General features: G+C 36.4%; 15 protein-coding genes and 1 pseudogene. 12 read left to right on the top strand and 4 right to left on the bottom strand.

Features of this window, described 5'->3' with window-relative positions:
• The first annotated feature begins 7 nt into the window (after window positions 1-7).
• The 7 genes from JMF81_RS02460 to JMF81_RS02430 all read left to right on the top strand — a co-directional run bounded on the left by JMF81_RS02460 (window position 8) and on the right by JMF81_RS02430 (window position 10,926).
• On the top strand, window positions 8-202 hold the full coding sequence (locus JMF81_RS02460) for an excisionase (protein WP_150310285.1): 195 nt from the start codon (window positions 8-10) through the stop codon (window positions 200-202).
• Window positions 203-287: 85 nt separating this feature from the next.
• Window positions 288-1,487, top strand: coding sequence for a tyrosine-type recombinase/integrase (locus JMF81_RS02455; protein ID WP_150310248.1), 1,200 nt, complete (start codon window positions 288-290; stop codon window positions 1,485-1,487).
• A gap of 376 nt (window positions 1,488-1,863) precedes the next feature.
• Entirely contained in the window at window positions 1,864-2,193 is a 330-nt protein-coding gene (locus JMF81_RS16330; RefSeq protein ID WP_243104455.1) for a hypothetical protein, read from the top strand.
• Between the two features lie 136 nt (window positions 2,194-2,329).
• On the top strand, window positions 2,330-4,774 hold the full coding sequence (locus JMF81_RS02445; RefSeq protein ID WP_201309883.1) for a type II restriction endonuclease subunit M: 2,445 nt from the start codon (window positions 2,330-2,332) through the stop codon (window positions 4,772-4,774).
• A complete protein-coding gene (locus tag JMF81_RS02440; RefSeq protein WP_119963420.1) occupies window positions 4,767-5,666 on the top strand; it encodes a hypothetical protein in 900 nt (299 codons plus the stop codon). The genes JMF81_RS02445 and JMF81_RS02440 overlap by 8 nt, the downstream gene beginning before the upstream one ends.
• Before the next feature lie 351 nt (window positions 5,667-6,017).
• Window positions 6,018-8,714 carry an Eco57I restriction-modification methylase domain-containing protein gene (locus tag JMF81_RS02435; protein ID WP_201309882.1) on the top strand — a complete coding sequence of 899 codons (2,697 nt, stop codon included), beginning with the start codon at window positions 6,018-6,020 and terminating at the stop codon, window positions 8,712-8,714.
• On the top strand, window positions 8,698-10,926 hold the full coding sequence (locus JMF81_RS02430; RefSeq protein WP_119963418.1) for an Eco57I restriction-modification methylase domain-containing protein: 2,229 nt from the start codon (window positions 8,698-8,700) through the stop codon (window positions 10,924-10,926). The genes JMF81_RS02435 and JMF81_RS02430 overlap by 17 nt, the downstream gene beginning before the upstream one ends.
• A gap of 19 nt (window positions 10,927-10,945) precedes the next feature.
• On the opposite strand, the gene JMF81_RS02425 is transcribed toward JMF81_RS02430, so the two are convergent.
• Window positions 10,946-12,181 (bottom strand): phospholipase D family protein, encoded by a 1,236-nt coding sequence (locus JMF81_RS02425; RefSeq protein ID WP_119963417.1) that lies wholly within the window; start codon window positions 12,179-12,181, stop codon window positions 10,946-10,948.
• A gap of 736 nt (window positions 12,182-12,917) precedes the next feature.
• Here JMF81_RS02425 and JMF81_RS02420 point away from each other — a divergent pair.
• From JMF81_RS02420 to JMF81_RS02400, 5 genes and pseudogenes are all read left to right on the top strand, one after another.
• The gene (locus JMF81_RS02420; RefSeq protein ID WP_201309881.1) at window positions 12,918-13,445 is read left to right on the top strand and encodes a replication initiator protein A; all 528 of its coding nucleotides are present in this window, start codon (window positions 12,918-12,920) and stop codon (window positions 13,443-13,445) included.
• Window positions 13,445-14,259: pseudogene (locus tag JMF81_RS02415) on the top strand (ATP-binding protein). Before JMF81_RS02420 ends, JMF81_RS02415 begins: the two are co-directional and overlap by 1 nt.
• The gene (locus JMF81_RS02410; RefSeq protein WP_005330981.1) at window positions 14,256-14,465 is read left to right on the top strand and encodes a MerR family transcriptional regulator; all 210 of its coding nucleotides are present in this window, start codon (window positions 14,256-14,258) and stop codon (window positions 14,463-14,465) included. Before JMF81_RS02415 ends, JMF81_RS02410 begins: the two are co-directional and overlap by 4 nt.
• A 134-nt stretch (window positions 14,466-14,599) precedes the next feature.
• Window positions 14,600-15,799: a tyrosine-type recombinase/integrase gene (locus JMF81_RS02405; protein WP_201309880.1), complete on the top strand. Its 1,200-nt coding sequence runs from the start codon at window positions 14,600-14,602 to the stop codon at window positions 15,797-15,799.
• A gap of 179 nt (window positions 15,800-15,978) precedes the next feature.
• Window positions 15,979-16,443 (top strand): low molecular weight protein-tyrosine-phosphatase, encoded by a 465-nt coding sequence (locus tag JMF81_RS02400; RefSeq protein ID WP_201309879.1) that lies wholly within the window; start codon window positions 15,979-15,981, stop codon window positions 16,441-16,443.
• Between the two features lie 6 nt (window positions 16,444-16,449).
• Here JMF81_RS02400 and JMF81_RS02395 read toward each other — a convergent pair whose 3' ends face one another.
• The 3 genes from JMF81_RS02395 to JMF81_RS02385 form a co-directional block, all read right to left on the bottom strand.
• Window positions 16,450-17,202, bottom strand: a complete 753-nt coding sequence (locus JMF81_RS02395; RefSeq protein WP_201309878.1) for a TIGR03915 family putative DNA repair protein — start codon at window positions 17,200-17,202, stop codon at window positions 16,450-16,452.
• 20 nt (window positions 17,203-17,222) lie between these two features.
• Window positions 17,223-18,692 carry a putative DNA modification/repair radical SAM protein gene (locus JMF81_RS02390; protein WP_201309877.1) on the bottom strand — a complete coding sequence of 490 codons (1,470 nt, stop codon included), beginning with the start codon at window positions 18,690-18,692 and terminating at the stop codon, window positions 17,223-17,225.
• A 179-nt stretch (window positions 18,693-18,871) separates the two neighbouring features.
• Complete coding sequence (locus tag JMF81_RS02385; RefSeq protein ID WP_201309876.1) at window positions 18,872-19,882, bottom strand: LacI family DNA-binding transcriptional regulator; 1,011 nt, start codon at window positions 19,880-19,882, stop codon at window positions 18,872-18,874.
• Window positions 19,883-19,970 lie beyond the last annotated feature (88 nt).

Genomic DNA, 19,970 nt, shown 5'->3' with positions numbered 1-19,970 from the left:
ATTGCCTATGAAGGAAGTCCCGATTTGGGAAAAGAGTAATTTGACCTTAGAAGAAGCGGCTGCGTATTCAGGAATTGGTATCAACAAGCTGCGCGACCTTACCAGTGAACAGAATTGCCAATTTGTTTTGTGGGTGGGGAGCAAGCGCCTGATAAAACGCCGTCTATTTGATAAATTCATTGAGCAGGAGTATTCCATTTGAAATTTGTGATGTGAAAGCAGAACTTGATATGATACAATAGTTATGTCATATCAAGGCTCTTTCCATCACGGAAAGGAGTTTGACAATGTCCGAGAAACGCAAAGACCATAAAGGAAGAATCCTGCGGACAGGAGAGAGCCAGAGAAAAGACCTGATTTATCAGTACCGCTATACAGACGTTCAAGGCAAACGGCAGACCATCTATTCCTCTGATTTGAAGGAATTGCGGGAAAAGGAAAAAGAAATCCAGAAGCAGCTTGACGAAGGGATTGACTATGCCGCTGGAAAAGCAACCGTGATTGCCCTTGTGGAACGCTATATCAGCTTGAAACAGGGTGTGCGCTACAATACCAAAATCGGGTACAATTTTGTTCTGAACCTGATTAAAAAAGAAGATTTTGGCTACCGGAAGATAAGGGATATTAAGGTATCAGACGCGCAACAGTGGATTATGAAGCTCCATAGCGACGGGAAAGGGTACAGCACCATCACCAGTGTCAGGGGCGTTGTGAAACCCGCTTTTCAGATGGCATACAACGAGGATATTATCCGCCGCAATCCTTTTGACTTCAAATTAGTGGACGTGGTTCCCAATGACTCACAGAAGCGGATTGCCATGACGGAGGAACAGCAGGAGATTTGGATGGGCTTTATCCGGGAGGACAAAACCTACACCAAGTATTATGATGAATTTGTCGTGCTGCTGGGAACGGGTATGCGTGTCAGTGAATTTTGCGGCCTTACAAAAAGTGATTTGGATTTTGAAAACCGGCGAATCCGGGTAGACCACCAGCTTGTCCGGGAACGGGGCGGAAAGTATTATGTCGAGAAAACCAAGACGGAGTGCGGCTGCCGCTTTATTCCCATGACAGAGGAAGTCTATCAAAGTCTGAAGAATATTCTTGAACGCCGCAGGAAGATAAAGACGGAAATCATTGTAGACGGATACAGCGGATTTCTGCTGCTGGATAAGGACGACAAACCCAAGGTGGCGTTGCATATTGAAAATGAAATGCGCTGGGCGATGAAAAAGTATAAGAAGCTGTACCCGGACAAGCCGCTGCCGCATATCACACCCCATGTGTTCCGCCATACTTTCTGTACCAATATGGCAAACGCCGGTATGGATATAAAGACCTTGCAGTATGTGATGGGACACTCTGACGTTGGAGTAACGCTGAATGTCTACACCCACGCCAGCTATGACCGGGCAGCAGAGCAGATGGCAAAAATTATAGATTTCAAGGGAACTGTCATGCCGGAAAAGCAGAGAAAATCAGGTTGAAAATGCACCAAGTTACTACACCAATTACTACACCATTTGCCCGTGAATTTGCGTAGATTTACAAAGAAGAGCGTGAATTTAAGGCAAAACACAAAAATTGAAAAGAGCGCCGGAAAGCCCGTAATATCAAGGTTTGAAGGCTTTTGAAGGGATATAAGAGATATGATAAAAATACTATTCGTGTGCCACGGCAATATTTAAAGTATGGCGAGAAAGCCTTGATTTTGTAGGATTTCTGAGATGGAGACGAACAATTTACACCTTATTTATACCTTTGGAAGATCGAATCGGTAATTAAAATGTAGGGAACTACAAAAGATATGTTTTGAAAATTAGAAAATGTTAAATGCAAGCATAATTTCAAAAAAATAGGAAGTTGCTGATTTTTTACAAAAGAAATCTTGACAGCAACATCGGAAATTGTATAATAATATTAACAGAAACCACCACGCCTCTGATTTTTCATGCGCAACCCGGTGGGATTTTTTTATTTATGGGGTGTTTTATGTATCAGTATCCAAAACAAATATTAACAATAGAACAACAAGTGCAATCTTATGCAGATGCAGGAATGGAGATTACATCTCGTGAAGATGTAGAGAAAGTATTAAAAACAATTGGGGTTTATCGTTTGAGAGGCTACTCGTTTCATCTATATGATAATACTGATAAGAAGTATTCAGATGTTAGAGTGTATTATGAGTAAGGATATTAAGACCGCTCTTGAATGTTATAAAATGTGGACGAGCGTATCAATGGGAAACATACTTGATGTTTTGAGAGATTGTGAGACATGGCAATCTATTGCACTATTGTGAAATTAGAAGATGGGATAGACACTATTGAAAACTAAAAGATATTGGAAAATAAGAAAGATACTATTAAATTGGATTTTTAAACTTAAAAAGATACGCTTTACTTTGGAAAGTCGAAGACAGTCATCTAAGGAATATTGGTCGTTTAACAGACTTCTTTTGGAGAGATTTGTTTCTGGTGTTATTAAGGGAATAATATTAGCAACAATTCTTGGTTTGTTGGATAAGCTGTTACTTAGCATTGGCGTGATACTGGTTATAAATAGTAATATTTTGTCAGATGTACTTATTGGAGAATTAGGCGTTGCAGGTGTTATTTTAGGATTGTATTGCTCTAATATTTCAAGTATATATTCTACAAGATATGCTAATGCTCCAGAAAAAATAGCTATTGCCTTTCAATATGATAGGTTGACGGTAAAGTGTTTAAATGCCATTAGTAGTTGTATAATATATGGAACAATTATACTTGTTGAATTATTAATGGGATATGACGTTGGTTGGGTATCTGCCGGTACATTAATTATATGGTCAATAGTGGTCGTTATTTCTTTTGGAATAACTGGAAATAGAACATACCAGTTGTCAGATGTATTTAGAGTATCAGATGATGCTTATATTGCATTAGGAAGAGTGATTACCAAAAGTCTTAATCGAGAACTGTATGCATCAGATGCAAATTATCAAAATCACTTTTGTAAGATTGCATCAGATAGAATTGAATTACTAAAAGTTATTCAAAAATATGGATGTAATCCTGATTCGGCAGATAGCTCATCTATTCTTAATTTTATGTGTACGAATCTAGACCTTATTGAACAGTATTGGCTTATTAAGAGGCATATTTCGAGAGATTCATTGTGGTTTAGGAGAAAAGGAGTATATCAGAAGTGGCATTTTGCTAATGACACGGAAACCTCAATGGCGTTAAGAACAGGAACCTCATTAAGACCAAAGGAAAAACCTGATTTTTATTGGTTCGAAGATGAATTAATGTCAATAAATCATGCATGTGTAAATTATTTGATTAAAAGGAATGACTGGGGGACTTTATATAGTTATTTTTCAGTCTTTGAGTCAGTTTGTAAATCCGCAATAGAACAAAAAGAGGCAAATTACTATGTAGGACAAATTGATTGGCTAAAAAGTGTTATTCAAAGTTTTGTAGATAACACTAAAATAGAAGAAAATGTTGCCTTTGCAGGAATTGTCGAACATATTTCTCTTTTATATTTGGATATAATATTGGAGTCAAGTAAGTATTTTAGTAATCTTGATATTAATGCAATAAGTAAATCGGTTATAAAAGGAATTGACACCGGAAAGAGATACAACTCTATAAAGGCAATTAGGGGAAGAAATTATATAGAAATATATAAGAAGATGATAACTGAGGTTTATGCAGAAGGACATCGGATCACTCCTGATTGGTTAATTAAGCAGTATGTGGCAAAAGAGGAGTTTGTTTATGTAAATACCTTATTTGATATGGTTAAAGAAGGGGTCGAACAGGCATATTCATTGAGTAGTTTTTTTGTTGAAAAAAATATGTATTATGAAGCGTGCATTATGCTTACGAGATTCTATGAATATGAGTCTAAGTTGTCAAATTTCTTTAAGTTTGCAAATCAGGTAGAAAAGAATTTAAATAAATATCATTTGGATTCTGCAGATAAATGGGATGACAGTAGATTAGCAGGAGTAGAAGAAAAATTTTTGGAATGTAAAATAGAACTTCCAGAAATGTTGCTAAAATGTTCAAGTGCTTTTGCAATTAAAAATTGGGATAGAAGAGAAGAATATCCTGACTTTTTAGGTGAGTGCTATAACCATATTGCAGAAGATACGGTTGAGGCTATTGTCAACTCAGATAAAAAGCAATTTGAAAAAGATTTTGAGATTTTAACAAAGATAATGCTTTTATATCAGGAGTATATCAGAACGGATTTTATAAAGAACAAAGATTTATATAGAGTAGAATATGCATATTATATGTTTACGTCTCCGATTGTTGAATGGGCACAAATTGGTGGACTTGGAATATTGTGGGGCGAATTTTTTAAAGATGTAGAATGGTGTAGTATCGTAAAAGAAGCTTCAAAAATTGTACTTAATGTAAAAGAGGATGAGGAGAAGTCAACAGAGCTTGCAGCTCAATTAATCGAATTTGCATCACGGAGAAATAAATTCCTTTTTGGTATAGGGGCAAGAGATATCCTTGAAACAAAGTGGAATCAATTTGTCGCAAATGCAATAAGAGAGTCTGCTACTATTGAAACGGAATATGTTATGTTCAGACAAGAGATAAAGACTGATAGTAAAATTATTAAAGCATTTTGCTCAAATTTTTTAGATATGGGATTTACGACAGATCCATCCGAAGTATTTTGGGTTATATGTATTAATCCGCTACTCCCTAAGGAAAAGAGATTTCACACTAGATTTTCGTGGGAGGATGATTTGAATGAATAATATATTAAGAATAAAAAGGAAGATGGAAAAAGTATATAAACGTCCCATTGATAACATTTATTCGCATAGTTTTTACAGTGAGTTGTTTTCAGGTTATGAGTATTCGTTAAGCGAAGAAAAAATTAATAGAAGAGATTTCTATATAATCATTCCAGATGATAAAGAGATTGTAGAATTATTTGGAAACGGTAGGCATTATGATTTTTCATATGAGTTTAGTCAATCTATTGATAGAGTCCTTTATAGCATGGCTGTTTATGGAAAGGCATATATTTTCGTAAAGCCAGATTATATTAACGAATCTGATGCGAATGGAAAAGAAATTAAAAAACTAAGCGCTATTCATATAGGAGAAGTAAAAGGAATTCCAAAGAAAGGTAAGTTTTACTCAAAGACTTATTCAAATGGAATCTCTGAATTCAATATTGAAGAAGGTAAATTAATTATTTTTGACTTAAAGGAATTTGGATATAAAAGAAATTACTTTAAAAACCTTGTAAAACATTTGGGAAAATATGATATTACATCTAATTCTCTAGAATTAATAAACACTGAGCCTGCATATGATTTTAGCGTACATGCAGATAAAAACAGAAAAAGGTTCTTAAAAAAGGTGAGAAACATTGGTTGGAGTTTTGGAACGGATGGTTTGTCGGATAGTTATATTTTGTATAAGGAAATCCAAATGAAGTTATTTAAAATGCAGATGCTTCAAAATGTTCTTATGAAAATTAATCAAGTGATAGCAACAGAATATATTCCTAATAAAGAATTTGAAATAAAAGCGTTAACCAGTAATGTTGACTATGTAGGAGCGTGGACTAAATTCCAATCTGGAGAATTAACAGTTTCGGAATTGAATAATATAGTATGGAAAGGACTTACTGATTAAGTGAATATGTTTACTGTAGAATGCAGGCTCCTCTTGCGGAAGTATCCTAATTGCAAATCTTACCTCACTAAAACAGGGCCTTCCATTAATGACTTTAGGTACAAGCTAAAATGAGAAATTCCAAATGCACATAAGCATGATGTGAGAGAATTTGCCATAAGTTTCCTTGGTTACCTTACAGCGAACCACTCTGGAAATGTCAATGTCTGGAACGACTTAACATTTCTAGAGTGGTTCGTTTCTTTTATATATTTAGGCAAGTGATAGTATGAAAATGATGAGAAAAATGTTGATAATATTCGCGGGTGAGATTATAATAAAGAAGATTTGATATATAAGGAGATTATACTTATGGATTATTTGTCTATACAAGATGTTTCAAATAAATGGAATATTAGTAAACGAAGAGTGCAAATCTTGTGCCATGAAGGAAGGATTAATGGCGCAAAAATGATAGGAAATATGTGGGTGGTTCCTGAAAATGCTGTAAGACCAGCGGATGCACGAAAAAAGAACCCAATAATGGAGAAAAAAAAGTCATACTCACTTGTGAGAACTGATTTAAAAAAAGTATTAAAATGCATGTATAAAAAGGCAGAGCAATATGAATTTATAGAATCTGATAAAAAGATATATGTTTTGTCAATTCTTTCAGGTGTTCTATGTTCAACTTATATCGGAACAAATGAAAGTGAATTAGAGATTATCAATCAAATTTTTTTTGATATTTCAGGTAAGGTTAATCCATATGAGATTGACAAAGAAATTCTAGATATGGCAGTTGAATTTATCAAATTATATAAAAATAACAAGGAAGTGGAGAGTGTTGTTTCGTGGGCTTATCAATATTCAAATAGAATTATTGATAATAGTGATTATAGTAATACACAGTTTTTTACAGAAAAATATATGATAGATTTTATTGTTCACCATATAGAAGAATTGTCTTTAGCAAAAAAAATACTTGATCCGTGTTTGGGCGGAGGCAATTTTCTTGTTGAATGTTTAGAATTTTTGTGTGCTGGATGTACAGAAGTTGATGTTGAGAATACAGTCATATCTCAAGCAAAAAAGCTATATGGGTATGATATTGATGATATTATTGCCAAAATTGCTGTGGTGAATATTAGAATAAAAGCACTTTCTATAATTCGAGAGAAAGGTGGTAAAGCATCTTTTGATGTATGGAAAAAGATAATTCCTAATATTTTTTGTGCAATGGAAAAAGATGTCACTGTTGGTTCTTTGGCAAAAGATAATAGGATAGTGTGTAATATTTTGAGTGGAGATATTGTGGAACATGATAAAGCATTAGGTAACGCTAAAGTAATAGTAACAAATCCTCCATTTGCGTCAATAAAAGGTATGTCTAAGGAACAAAAGAATTTTTTGAAGATGAATTATCCCTTAGCAAATTGTGATACTTGTGTTGCGTTTATGGAAGCCATAGGTAATCTTTTATGTGCGGATGGTGTTTGCGGAATTGTATCACAAAATGCATGGATGTATTTGAAATCATTTTCAGAAGCTAGAGAAAAATATGTGAGTGAATATTATTTTCGATATATTGCGAATTTGGGTTCAGGCGCATTTATAGATTTAAGTGGAGAAAAATCAAATGTCTCTTTGATTGTATTTGAAAAGAAAAATCAAAAAAGAGTTCCATGTGTTAAAATTATAAATCTTTCTGTGGAGTCATTGTCGGATAAGATAAAAAAATTAATAACAAAAGAAGGTTTATTTGAAATTAATCAAGACAAATTAAATGGGGTGAATGGTTTTGTCCTTTCTGATAACAATGCATTAGATATGAATTATAAGGATAAGGAACAATATAGTTCTTCAGCGGTTCCAATGCAAGGGACATCGACCGGAAATGCTAAAGAATTAGTAGGGTATTTTTGGGAACATTTTGGTGAAAAAGAATGGATTCCAGTAAGTAAGGGGGGAGGATATTGTCGCTGGGAAGGATTAAATAACAGCGTTGTAAAGTGGGGAGAAAATGGAGAATATATCAAGAAACAGAAAGGGTCTGCATTAAGAAATATAAAATATTTTGGAAAAACGCAGTTAGTGTTTAGTGATACAGGAACTGCAGGATTAAATGTAAGATTATTGCTAAACAATCAAATTTTTATTGCTTCAGGACCAGGAATAAGAATACTACAAGGTAATGAATATGCACATATGGCATTTCTTAATTCAAGGTTAGCTGCCAATTATGTAAGGACTATATCTCCTAAATTAACCATTGCAGCAGGGTATATAGGACGCATTCCTGTAGAGCCGACTCTTTTGTGCTCGACAGTATTAGAAAGGAAGGCAAGGTTGTGTGTGGATTTGAAATGTAAACACTTACAATCTAGACCAAATAACCTTGAATATATTGATGTTACACAGGTGGGAAATGAAATTGATTTGAATCAACAAGCATGGGAGTTATTTAAAAGTGATATACTGAATGAATTACTTAAATTGGAAGTAGAAAGTCAATGTGATGAAATAATTTTGTCTGAGTTTTCTTTGAATAAAGTTGAAAGAAATGCTTTGTCTAAAGCAGTTGGAGAATGCGCTTTTAGAATAAAGACAGTTCAGGAGGTTGATATTACTAAATTTGATAAATATCTTGCAAAACTTCTTGATGATGCCTGCATGTTAAAACGATCACGAACATCAAAAGCTTCTTTGGGGTGTGATGGTATGCTAGAATATGTGGCTAAAGATTTGAAAATAAGTCCAACAAGTTTGGTAGAACAAATATGTCAATCTTTTTTTATGATGCAACATACATTGGAAAAATATAAAGATTTAATTATTCATAACTACTTATTGCATGAAATGGGATATTCAGTGACAACAGGTGTTGTTAAAGAGAAGATAAACAGCGATGAACTGATTGAATCGTTTGAAAGTGTTTATGGAAAACAACTAGATATTGATCAGTGGTTAAAAAGTAAGTTCAATTTGATTCATTGTGGTGTTTTTAAGGATAAACCGTTTATTATTTACGAGGATGGTGAATTAAAGAAGTATGGTAAATCAGTTTAGACAAGTAGTGTCTGCATATATTAATCAGAACAGTGAAGAAAAAAACTGGGAAGAAATAAGAGAGTTGTTTACGGTATATTCATATGTGGCATTTCTTTTAGTGGCGATAAAGAATACAACTGGAAAAGTTGATAGGGTAAAAGAACGAGCGATAAGTTTAGGATTGGAATCAAAAGATAATTTGAATTTACTTTTTAGTTATCCTGCAACCGAAAATATCGCTGAAGAAATTGCAAGGATTATAGATGATGAAACTCAAATTGATATTAATGCGGTATATCAAGCATATTTATCGGTTGATTATCGTATGTGTAATAATCTTGTTGAATTTTCAGGAGGAAAGAATAGTAGAGATACGTTGGGCTCTTATTATACACAGGAAGAATTTGCTTATGAAATTACTAAAAAAGCTATAGATGAATACTTGGTGAATTGTATAACTAATCCGAATATTATTAGCGTAGCAGATTTCTCTTGTGGCGGAGGAGCATTTTTGATTGCAGCATATAAAGTATGTAAAGATTATGGTATTAAAGTGAAACTGGTTGGAGTGGATGTTGATCCGATTGCAATTATGATTACAAGGTCTAGGTTAATAGAAGAACATGTAGGAAATAATGCGCAACATATTATTTTAGGAAATCCATTGCTAACTGTGAGTAATTCCCAGAAATCTACGAAAGCGTTTTCTATGGCTTTAAGTGGAAGGTATTATAACTCTGATTTAGCTATTGATATTAGTGAGTCGTATGACGTTGTAATTGGTAATCCACCTTGGGAAAAAATTCGCTTTGAAGAAAAAAAATTCCTTTCTCACTACATGGATATACATTTGATAGCTTCTAAGAAAAATCGAGAGAATGTTGTAAATAATGCTCTTGAGACAAATCAAAAATTTTATCGGTCAATTCTAGAAGACTATAAGATTGCAAAGGAAGATATAAAAAAGCAGGAGGTATTTATTGATACAAGGGTGGGTGAACTTAATACATACGCTTTGTTTACAGAGTATGCATTAAAACATATATCAAAAAAAGGTATTGTAGGAATGATTGTAAAAAGCTCATTATTGAAAATGCCGGTCTATAGTGAATTTATGAAACATAGTATGGCTTCTAAAAAAATCTATGAAATTTATATGTTTATGAATCGAAAAAAGATTTTTAATATTGATTCGAGAGAGGAATTTTCTGTTGTATATTATAGCAATGATAATAAAAAAGATTTACAAATAGCAGTAGATATAGATGATTATAGAGAATTCTATGTTAAAGATAAAATAACAATATCAAATGAAATGCTTAGGGTGTTAAATCCTGAAACTGGTATGTTACCGAATATAACAAGTAATGAAGAATTAGATTTTTTATGTAGTGTTTATAATAATAATCCTACCTTTGGAAATGAATATACTGGTTGTCGTTTCGGAAGGTTAGTACATCTTACTAATCACTCACAGCATATATTACGTGAGAAAAAAATGGGCTATTTACCTATTTATGAAGGAAAGTTTATTGAACTTTATACGGGAAATTATGCTACATTCAAGGGTATGAATGAAAACGAAAAATATAAGAATAAGGCTACAGCAATACCAATCGACGATGTTACAGGCACGGAATATCCTGAAGCGAGATTTTATATTAAAAGTGAAATTTGGGATAATCTTTCAAAAAACTTTCATGAGGGCTATATTATTGCATGGAGAAGCTTGACTTCTGCAACAAATCGAAGAACTATGCTGGCAACATTGTTACCTTTAATACCTACATGCCAGTCAATACAAATACTTCAGTTAGACAATATTGATGATATGCTACAAATACTTGTCTTGTTTAATTCAATAATATTTGATTATATAGTCAGATTGAAGATGGCAGGATTAGACTTAACTCAAACTATAATTAAACAAATACCTGTACCAAAGAAAGAAATATATGAATCAGTAATTGTATTTCAGGATAAAGAGGATACAATACGAAATCATGTATATGCGAGAATTAAGTACTTATATGCCAAAGATAAAAGAGTGAGTGCTTTATTTGAGAATAACGATATTTGTGACAGCACAAAAAAAAGTCGAAAACAGATTATTTCAGAGTTGGATTGCTTAGTAGGAGCTATGTATGGTCTATCTACAGAGCAAATAAAAGAGATCGCAAGTACTTTTGATAAATATTATACGAAAAAAGAAGTGGAACAGTGGTTTTAATCACTGTTCCATAAAAATATTATAACATTCCGTATGCTTTAGAGGCAGCACCACTTCCGTTTTTTCCCCATACGCGACTGAGTGATTTAATATTATCTAATTCACTATTGTCTAGGAGTGAGAGAACATAGTAGTCAGGGGTAATTTTTTCAAAAACAAGAATTTTGAAGACAAAATCTCCACGGTTTCCAAATTTTGATAATTCATCAGTACCATCTGTTGGTTTGCCCTTTAATTGAATTCTCCAACTACCATTATTAGGAGCAAATTTAATTGTGGAAGGAAAGTAGTCTTTTCCCAAGTAATTGATGGTAATATCTTTTTCTCTGGTAGTATCTTCTGGATCAATTTCAAAGAATTTAACTCCTCCATACATACGATGGGGATCTGTATATTCATATGGAGTTCCTATAACGGAGCCTTCTACAATTTGTCCAAGCTTTGATAAATCAAGAATATTTCTCGACCCACCAGTGGATTTACGCATCTCAAACCAAAACTGTTCATTTGTAAATGCTGGTGTAGTAGTTGGCAAATCAACAATAAAATCGACATCTGTAGTTGTTTTTGCCTTAGAGAACAATTTCCTTGGTCGTTCTTTAGTTATGCTAATAGGAATAGATACTTTTTCAGAACCAAATAGATGATTCTTTTTTTGATTTGCTTTTTCTATTGTTCTTTTTTTGATTGTTGTGATTTTTTGTGAAACCTCTTTGTTTATGTAATTGGAATCTAGCAAAGTATTAATGTCGTTTATTGATTCGATTTTAGTAGAACAAATATATGAATCATCAGAATATTTATTAATTATTGAATAAATATTGTCTAGTTCACTTTTTTGTGTAGGTAATGAGTATTCCTGGATTGAAGTACTTTCAAAATTTGTCCATAATCCCCCTCCGGTTAGATTGTTTGATCCGATGGCACACCATGCACAAGTAGCATTTTCTAATAGATAGATTTTACTGTGATATGTGGTTGATATATTTTCGGAGTGAATAACGTACAATTCATCGCATAGAGAAAATAGGTTCAAAAGTGCTTCGTAGGAAGTACCATCTAGATCTATTCCTATAAATGCTTTGATGTGCCCAGTTGATTTCTTGAACTTTTCCAATGAGGATTTTAATCTGAGTACACCACTGTTTTTGGCGAAGGCAGAAAAAATAGTAAGGCTAGAATAATCATAGTTTTCAATTTTGTCTATAAGAACATTACCTAATTGTCCTTGAAATGGTTGATTTAATATCGGCATAAAAACACCTCCTAAATCTAGTATATATTAAAATGTGCGAAAGTGACAAATAAAAATGTGATTTCTAATAATAAATTTGGATCAGTTATTTGTCTGTGTCAAGAAGATAAATAAATATAGCAAATCTATACCGGCCCCAATAAAATCAATTCTATGATAAAAACATACAGTTTGGACAGTTACTTTTTACTCTTTTATCCGAAAGACTTACAATATATAGGCCCAAATGGTGAAAGAGCCCATTTGGGCCTATTATTGTATGAATTCATACGTTATAACCAGAGCAAGATCCACCCGTGTAATACAGTATTGTCATTTTGACAATTTTGTATTACTTACGAGTAGCAGATCTTGATGGGGATTACGTCCCCATACCCACGTGAAAATATAATTGCTGGCAATTACATTTTAGCAGATACGCAAGCATATCTGAGCAAGCGTCACAGACAACAAAATAAGGAAATTTTGATAAGGCATTCACCTGGAATAGGTGAGTGTTTTTTGTTTTTAAGTATTCAATTAACCGAAAAAATAAAAAAATTTCCTCAGGGGGCTGTAAAAATGCCTCTCAGCGTTTCGTATTAATGAAAGGGTATTTCTTGCAGGAAAAATAAAAATTTTTCATTAAGAGGCTGTATTTATGCCCTTCATCTTTTGTATATGTGTAAGAACATTTTTTAGCCGGCATAAAAATGATTTTTACAACAATTAGAAACAGAAATGAGGCGAGAAAAGAATGAAATATGAATACATGAAGGAGTCAGAGCAGATGCTTCAGTACTTCCAGTTTCCGAAGTTTTTGCTAAAGCTGCGAATTTCTCAAACTGCAAAATTTCTTTATATGATTTTGTATGACCGGGCACGGATATCGAGAAAGAATAGATGGATAGATAAGTATGGAAATGTTTATCTGATTTTTCCGATAGAGGAATTGTCTGTTCAAATCGACAAATGCAAATCTTCTGTAAAAACAGCATTGAAGGAATTGGATGATGTGGGACTATTGGTTCGCAGATCCGGTGGATTTTCAAAACCCAATCATTTATATGTAAAAATTCCATCGGATGAGATAGGTTTACAGACGGTTGATGATAAGGCGGTTGAAAAGATGGCTGTAATAGAGTCGGAAAAGCACCCATCATCTGGTCGTAAAAATGGCTGTGCAGGAGTCGGAAATGTGGCACCTAGTAAAGTAACTGAGAAATATAAAAGTAATAAATATCATGAAGTAAATTATTGCTATGGGGAAGGAGAGAGTTTGTGATGCGAGAAGAAGATACCGTATGTGTAGGCAGTGATGGTTTGCAATACTGCAAAGTCTGTGGGGAAGCGAAAGAAGCTTTTTTTCCTGAGGGTGGCTTTATGGAGATGAAGAAACATTCCAGACAATGTGCCTGTGACAGAAAAACGTATGAAGAAGAACAAAAATATTTTAAAGACAAAGAGTACCAGGAATTAGTCAGCAGAAATACAAGTATCTGTTTTGACGAGAGCAGAATGGAAGAGTGGACATTTGAGAATGCAGATATGTCAGACGCGGTAATGCATAAGGCAAAAAGCTATGTTGATAACTGGGAGGAAATGAAAAGAAATCATATTGGGTGTTTGTTCTGGGGACCGGTTGGTACCGGGAAAAGTTATATTGCCGGGTGTATTGCCAATGAACTTTTAAAGCAGGAAGTAACGGTAAAGATGACAAATTTCAATACCATTATCGATGATATATTTCCACTGGCAGACAAAATGGAATATATCAATGCATTGGCTTTATATCAGCTTTTGATTATTGATGATCTTGGTGTGGAACGAAATTCAGAATATGCGTTAGGAATTATTTTTAGCGTCATAGACCGCAGGATCCGTTCGGGACGACCTTTGATCATCACGACCAATCTTCCACTGAAAGAAATAAAAAGCGAGACCATGTTAGATAAAAGACGTATCTATGATCGTATTTTGGAAATGTGTACACCCATGTATGTTGGAGGCACAAGCAAACGAGAAGCGATTGCAAGTATGAAAATGGGAAAGCGAAAACCTTGTTGAATACAAACCGAGGGAAGGAGGAATGCGAATGAATTATACAGAAAAAACAATACCTGTTTGGAAGAAATATTCTTTAAATGTTTCCGAAGCAGCAGAATATTACGGAATTGGAGAAAAGAGATTGAGACAAATCGCAGGTGAAAATGAAGGAGCAGATTTTATTTTGGAAGTAGGTTCTCATATTCGATTCAAAAGGAAATTGTTTGAAGATTATCTGGATACAGCCAGTACAGTTTAAGTAACAGAATAGAAGAAATAGTAATGAAAATAATGTTCATTTTATCTTAGCGAAGAGAAGGTCTTGTGGTATAATGAATAAACCGAGACGGTCTTCCAAGTTAAATGAACATTTAATGAAGGAGACGAAATATTATGAGTGAAAAAAGGAGAGATCATAGAGGACGTATATTACACAATGGAGAAATACAGTTATCTGATGGCAGATATCGATTTAAGTATGTCGATGAGATGGGAAAGGAGCGCTGCGTATATAGCTGGCGCTTAGACCATAACGATGCAGCTCCGAAAGGAAAGCGCCGTACTTTGTCGCTTCGAGAGATGGAGAAGAAAATCCAGGCGGATCATTTTGAGCAGATTGCAACAAATGGCGGAAATATGACGGTACTGGAACTGGTTGAAAAATATACATCAACAAAAACCGGTGTCAGACCTACTACAGTTGCAGGATACGGAACAATTATCAATTTATTGAAGAAAGATCCATTTGGAAAAAGAAGGATTGATACGGTTCGGATTTCGGATGCAAAATGTTGGCTGATACATCTTCAGCAGGTAGAAAAGAAAAGCTATAGTTCCATCCATTCGATCCGAGGAGTTCTTCGTCCGGCATTTCAGTTGGCAGTGGATGATGACCTAATCAGGAAAAATCCATTTCAGTTTCAGCTAATGGAAGTGGTTGTGAATGACAGTGTGACAAGAGAGGCAATCAGCAGGGCTGAGGAACGAAAGTTCCTACGGTTTGTGAAGGAGGATCCTCATTTTTGCAGGTATTATGAGGGAATTTACATATTATTTAAAACCGGCCTTCGCATCTCGGAATTTTGTGGTTTGACGATTTCTGATATTGATTTTAAGGAGCATACGATCAACATCGATCACCAATTGCAGAAAAAATCAAAAATCGGATATTATATTCAAGAGACTAAAACAACCAGTGGAACGCGAAAGATACCTATGAGTGCGGATGTAGAGGAATGTTTTCGGAAAATAATAGAAAAACGAAACCCGCCCAAAGCAGAACCTATGGTAGATGGAAAAAGTGGATTCTTATACTTTGATAAAAATGGAAGTATCTGTTATTCCCTGCACTGGGAGCATTATTTTCAACACATCATTCAGAAGTATAATAATACTTATAAAGTACAGATGCCTGTCATCACCCCGCATGTATGCCGGCACACCTATTGCTCAAATATGGCAAAATCCGGAATGAATCCAAAAGCATTGCAATATTTGATGGGCCACTCAGAGATCAGCGTAACGCTGAATACATATACGCATGTAAATCTTGAGGATGCAAGGGCAGAAGTTGCCCGGATTCAGGTTGTGTAATTACGATTTTTAATTAAAAATAGCAAGGTGTAAAATAGAAAAACATACACCTTATTTTACACCTTTTGCGGACAATATTATGCGAAAATAAACCAGATTATGCCAGGAAGCAAAAATTTACAAAGGCTTACAAAGCCCGAAAAACTAAGAAAAACTAAGAAATGCGAGGTTATGCAACAATGATTAAAGTACTTTTCATCTGTCACGGCAATATCTGCCGCAGCACGATGGCTCAGTTTGTTTTTCAGGATATGGTGAACAAACGCGGATTGAAAGATAAGTTTTATATTAATTCTGCTGCGACCAGCAGAGAAGAAATTGGAAATGGGCCGCACTATGGAACCGTGAGCAAGCTTCGTCAGGTTGGCGTTCCGGTTTTAAAGCATCATGCGGTGCAGATGACGAGACAGGACTATGAAGATTATGATTTCCTGATTGGAATGGAACATTTTAATCTTCGGAATATGAAAAGAATTACCGGCGGAGATCCGGATGGAAAGATGCATCTGCTTCTGGATTTTTCCGAGCATCCCAGAGATATAGCAGATCCGTGGTATACAGGAAACTTTGACGAGACGTATCGGGATGTAGTGGAAGGATGCGAAGCATTGCTTTCCTATCTTCAGGAGAACTCTTACATATAGGTGAAGTCAGTGAAATTCCGGCATATGTTTCCGGTACCACAGAGGAAGCATATTACGCTGGCATTTCGGATTTCGGCGTTCTTTTATGCCGATATTTTCAAAAAAGCCTTTCCATAATTCTACAAATGGATCGTTTGTCTTTTGAGACAGGCGGTCCATTTCCTTTTGAGAGAGATCCGTCAGATAGTAATCACAGTCAGCCGGATGGACAATGGCAAGGTTTCTGGTGTCATCAATGATCATCCAGTTTTCAGAAGGCAGCCGGTCGGCAAAATGAGGAGCAACCAGCGTCAGAACATTGGCTTTTGGCTCGATATGGCTTACCAGAATCCGGTGTTCCATATTGGCAAACCGGATGAATTCCCTATGGTAGTGTGCTTCATTGGCCACCTTTCGGCTAAGTTCAAAAATCCGCATGACAACAGGTTCCTGAAGATAGTCAGTGACAGAAGCTCCATAGTGGAAGCCGGCGACGACAAAACGGTAAATGGCATCCAGTTTATCTTCCTGATCTGACATGGCAGCTTTATAAATCATAGAATAAGCATAAGGTGAAATCTTTTTCTGGATAGATCGGATAACACTGGCGGTTTTCTCAGGATCAGAGTCCACATGCCGGTATTCACAGAATAATTCCAGATTTCCTACCGGTTCTGCTTTCAGACGGATGTTGGAGTGTCCCAGTCTGGAAGCCCAGGCGTCATAAATACATGTCATCATATCATCAAATTGGTCTTTGCAGGTAAAGATAGTAGTCATGTCTTAAAATCCTTTCTCAATTATAGCTGCCCAAGAATTGATTTATGGGAGTCTTCCATAGTAATTTCCGACTGAAAATGAAAGTCATCGAATAATGATAACTGGCGGTAGGTCTGGGGATGTTCAATTTCCCAGTTCTTTTTGGAATCCGTACGGATCAGCTGTCGTGTGATAAAATCTTCTTTGATTGGAATCCGGTGCATCATTTTCCCATTGCAGGTAATAAAATATTTGGCTCTTTTTAATACAACGCCGATTTTTTTCAGATGCTGAAAATCCAGCAGTCCGCCTCTTCTGCTTTTGACGATTCGTCCTGCGGATTTGGTTCCGATGCCGGGTACCCGGAGAAGGTCAGCGTAAGAAGCACGGTTAATCTCCACCGGAAAGTATTCCAGATGGCGGAGAGCCCAGTCACATTTTGGATCCAGAAGAATATTAAAGTTCGGACGTTCCGGACTTAACAGTTCTTCCGCATGGAATCCGTAGTAACGGAGAAGCCAGTCCGCCTGGTACAATCGGTGTTCTCTGAGAAGAGGCGGAGCAGTGCCAATGGCAGGCAGCAGGGCATCTTCGTTCAGCGGCACATAGGCAGAAAAGAAAACCCGTTTCAGATCATACATTTGATAAAGCTTCTGCGTTGTTGACAGAAGCTGCAGGTCATTTTCGCCGGTGGCTCCAATGATCATCTGTGTGCTTTGCCCTGCAGGTACAAAATGTGCCTGGCACCGGGCAGAAGCAGGCAGATGTACAGAGACAGGATCGGAACCGGACGGCAGACGCCGGTAAGGATTTTCACGGAAAATCGTGTGAGGCAGATACTTGCTGCTGTTGGATCGTTCCATCTGAGGGTCTTTTCCGATGGCAAGACGGTGGCTGGTAATGCCGTCCTGAATCTGGCGAAGCGGTTTTACCAGGTTTTCCGGCTTTTTATGCGGAGCAAGCTTGGAAAGTCCTTCTGTAGTGGGAAGTTCTATGTTGACACTCATGCGGTCTGCCAGATATCCCATCCGGGCAATCAGTTCTTCCGGCGCTCCGGGAATTGCTTTTACATGAATGTAGCCATTGAATTTGTATTTGGTCCGCAGCAGATAGACAGCCTGATACATCTGTTCCATCGTGTAAGTGGGACTTTTCATGATGCCGGAACTTAAAAATAAGCCTTCAATGTAATTGCGGCGGTAAAATTCTGTGACAAGAGTGCATACTTCTTCTGGTGTAAAAGTGGCTCTTGGCTGGTCATTGCTGGACCGGTTCAGGCAGTATTTGCAGTCGAAAATACACTCATTGGTGAATAAAATCTTCAACAGAGAGATGCAGCGTCCGTCCGAGGAAAAACTGTGGCAGATACCGGAAGAGACAGCATTTCCAAGATATCCCTTCTTCCCCCGGCGGCTGGAACCGCTGGATGTGCAGGCCACATCATACTTGGCTGCATCAGCCAGAATATTCAATTTTTCTTGCAGAGTCATTTTACAGGCAGCAGTTTCCATAGGACAAAACCTCCGAACGTATGTTTTGGTTATATGATATCACAAATCGAACATATGTACAACACAAAACCGAACAAAAGTTCTGTAAAATGAAAAGAGGATAAGATATGAAAAAACGGCTCCTGTTCAGAAGGAGAATCTTCTCCTTTCGAAAGGAACCGCTGGTATCATTTTTAGAATTATAAATTTTCCCTCGGTTTGCTGCAGGAATTACGAATAACCAGAGAGCATGGAAGTGTCAGCCGCACTGGCGTCTGGTATTCCAGGGAGGTATCTTTGGACAGAAGAGTGATAAAGTGTGCCGCGTATTCTCCCATGAATTCTGCCGGGGCATGGACGGTAGTAAGCGGCGGATTGGAAAAACCTGCCACATTTATGTCGTCAAATCCCACGACAGATACATCCTCCGGAACTCTGTATCCGTTTTCATGAAGTGCCCGCATGGCTCCAAGTGCAATGGGATCACTTGCCGCAAACACAGCGGTGGGAAGAGTGCCGGAATGAATCAGCTCCAGCATCATCTGGTAGCCGGATTCAGCAGAAAATTCAGCTTCTCTGATATAAGGCTCGAAGATAAGTTGATGTTCCTGGCAGTAGCGGAGAAAGGTTTCCTTCCGCTCTTCAAAATAGTAGGTGTCATCTTCCAGACGTTCTCTGCCGCCAAGATATCCAATGTTTTTGTGGCCAAGACCGGTCAGGTAATCCATGATATCCGTAACAGCCTGGGTAAAATCCAGGGAAATGGTATTGCATCGAATCCGGGATGTTTTCATATCCAGGAAAATAATATTTTTCGTAATCGTTTCAAATTGATCCATCATCTCTTGATCAAATTTTCCAATACAGATCAGAGACTGGACTCCTTTGAGCGCTTCCAGATAATTGGAATCACTGCGGAATGTCCGGACAACTTCAATCTGGCGGCTGGCGCAGTATGTCTCAATACCGATTCGGATTGCCTGATAGTACGGATCTTCCAGTTCCTGAAACATGGAGTACCACTGGAAAATACCCAGAGCAGACTGGGAGGCGGAGGATTTTTTTTTCATGTAATGCAGTTCCTGTGCGATTCTAAGAATCCGGTCCCGGGTTTTAGTGGTGACACTCAAAGTGTCATCGTGATTCAGAACGCGGGAGACGGTTGCGGCAGAAACGTTTGCTTTTTCTGCAATCTCTTTTATTGTTGCCATAAGGTTTTTCTCTCTTTCTTTCCAGAGTCAAAATTGTTTTGGAATCATTATAACAAAGAAGCAGAAGAAAAGGAAGATAAACTCATTC

It is taken from the genome of Anaerostipes butyraticus (genome assembly GCF_016586355.1).
In the GTDB taxonomy this organism is placed as follows: domain Bacteria; phylum Bacillota; class Clostridia; order Lachnospirales; family Lachnospiraceae; genus Anaerostipes; species Anaerostipes butyraticus.
The sequence above is the reverse complement of the archived record's forward strand: the minus strand, read 5'-3'. Positions and strand labels throughout refer to the sequence as shown.

What these genes read in the sequence shown, in the direction of transcription:
- JMF81_RS02460 (WP_150310285.1), top strand. Translation starts at nt 8, where the DNA reads ATGAAGGAAGTCCCGATTTGGGAAAAGAGTAATTTGACCTTAGAAGAA.
- JMF81_RS02455 (WP_150310248.1), top strand. Translation starts at nt 288, where the DNA reads ATGTCCGAGAAACGCAAAGACCATAAAGGAAGAATCCTGCGGACAGGA.
- JMF81_RS02440 (WP_119963420.1), top strand. Translation starts at nt 4,767, where the DNA reads ATGAATAATATATTAAGAATAAAAAGGAAGATGGAAAAAGTATATAAA.
- JMF81_RS02435 (WP_201309882.1), top strand. Translation starts at nt 6,018, where the DNA reads ATGGATTATTTGTCTATACAAGATGTTTCAAATAAATGGAATATTAGT.
- JMF81_RS02430 (WP_119963418.1), top strand. Translation starts at nt 8,698, where the DNA reads ATGGTAAATCAGTTTAGACAAGTAGTGTCTGCATATATTAATCAGAAC.
- JMF81_RS02425 (WP_119963417.1), bottom strand. Translation starts at nt 12,181, where the DNA reads ATGCCGATATTAAATCAACCATTTCAAGGACAATTAGGTAATGTTCTT.
- JMF81_RS02420 (WP_201309881.1), top strand. Translation starts at nt 12,918, where the DNA reads ATGAAATATGAATACATGAAGGAGTCAGAGCAGATGCTTCAGTACTTC.
- JMF81_RS02410 (WP_005330981.1), top strand. Translation starts at nt 14,256, where the DNA reads ATGAATTATACAGAAAAAACAATACCTGTTTGGAAGAAATATTCTTTA.
- JMF81_RS02405 (WP_201309880.1), top strand. Translation starts at nt 14,600, where the DNA reads ATGAGTGAAAAAAGGAGAGATCATAGAGGACGTATATTACACAATGGA.
- JMF81_RS02400 (WP_201309879.1), top strand. Translation starts at nt 15,979, where the DNA reads ATGATTAAAGTACTTTTCATCTGTCACGGCAATATCTGCCGCAGCACG.
- JMF81_RS02395 (WP_201309878.1), bottom strand. Translation starts at nt 17,202, where the DNA reads ATGACTACTATCTTTACCTGCAAAGACCAATTTGATGATATGATGACA.
- JMF81_RS02390 (WP_201309877.1), bottom strand. Translation starts at nt 18,692, where the DNA reads ATGGAAACTGCTGCCTGTAAAATGACTCTGCAAGAAAAATTGAATATT.
- JMF81_RS02385 (WP_201309876.1), bottom strand. Translation starts at nt 19,882, where the DNA reads ATGGCAACAATAAAAGAGATTGCAGAAAAAGCAAACGTTTCTGCCGCA.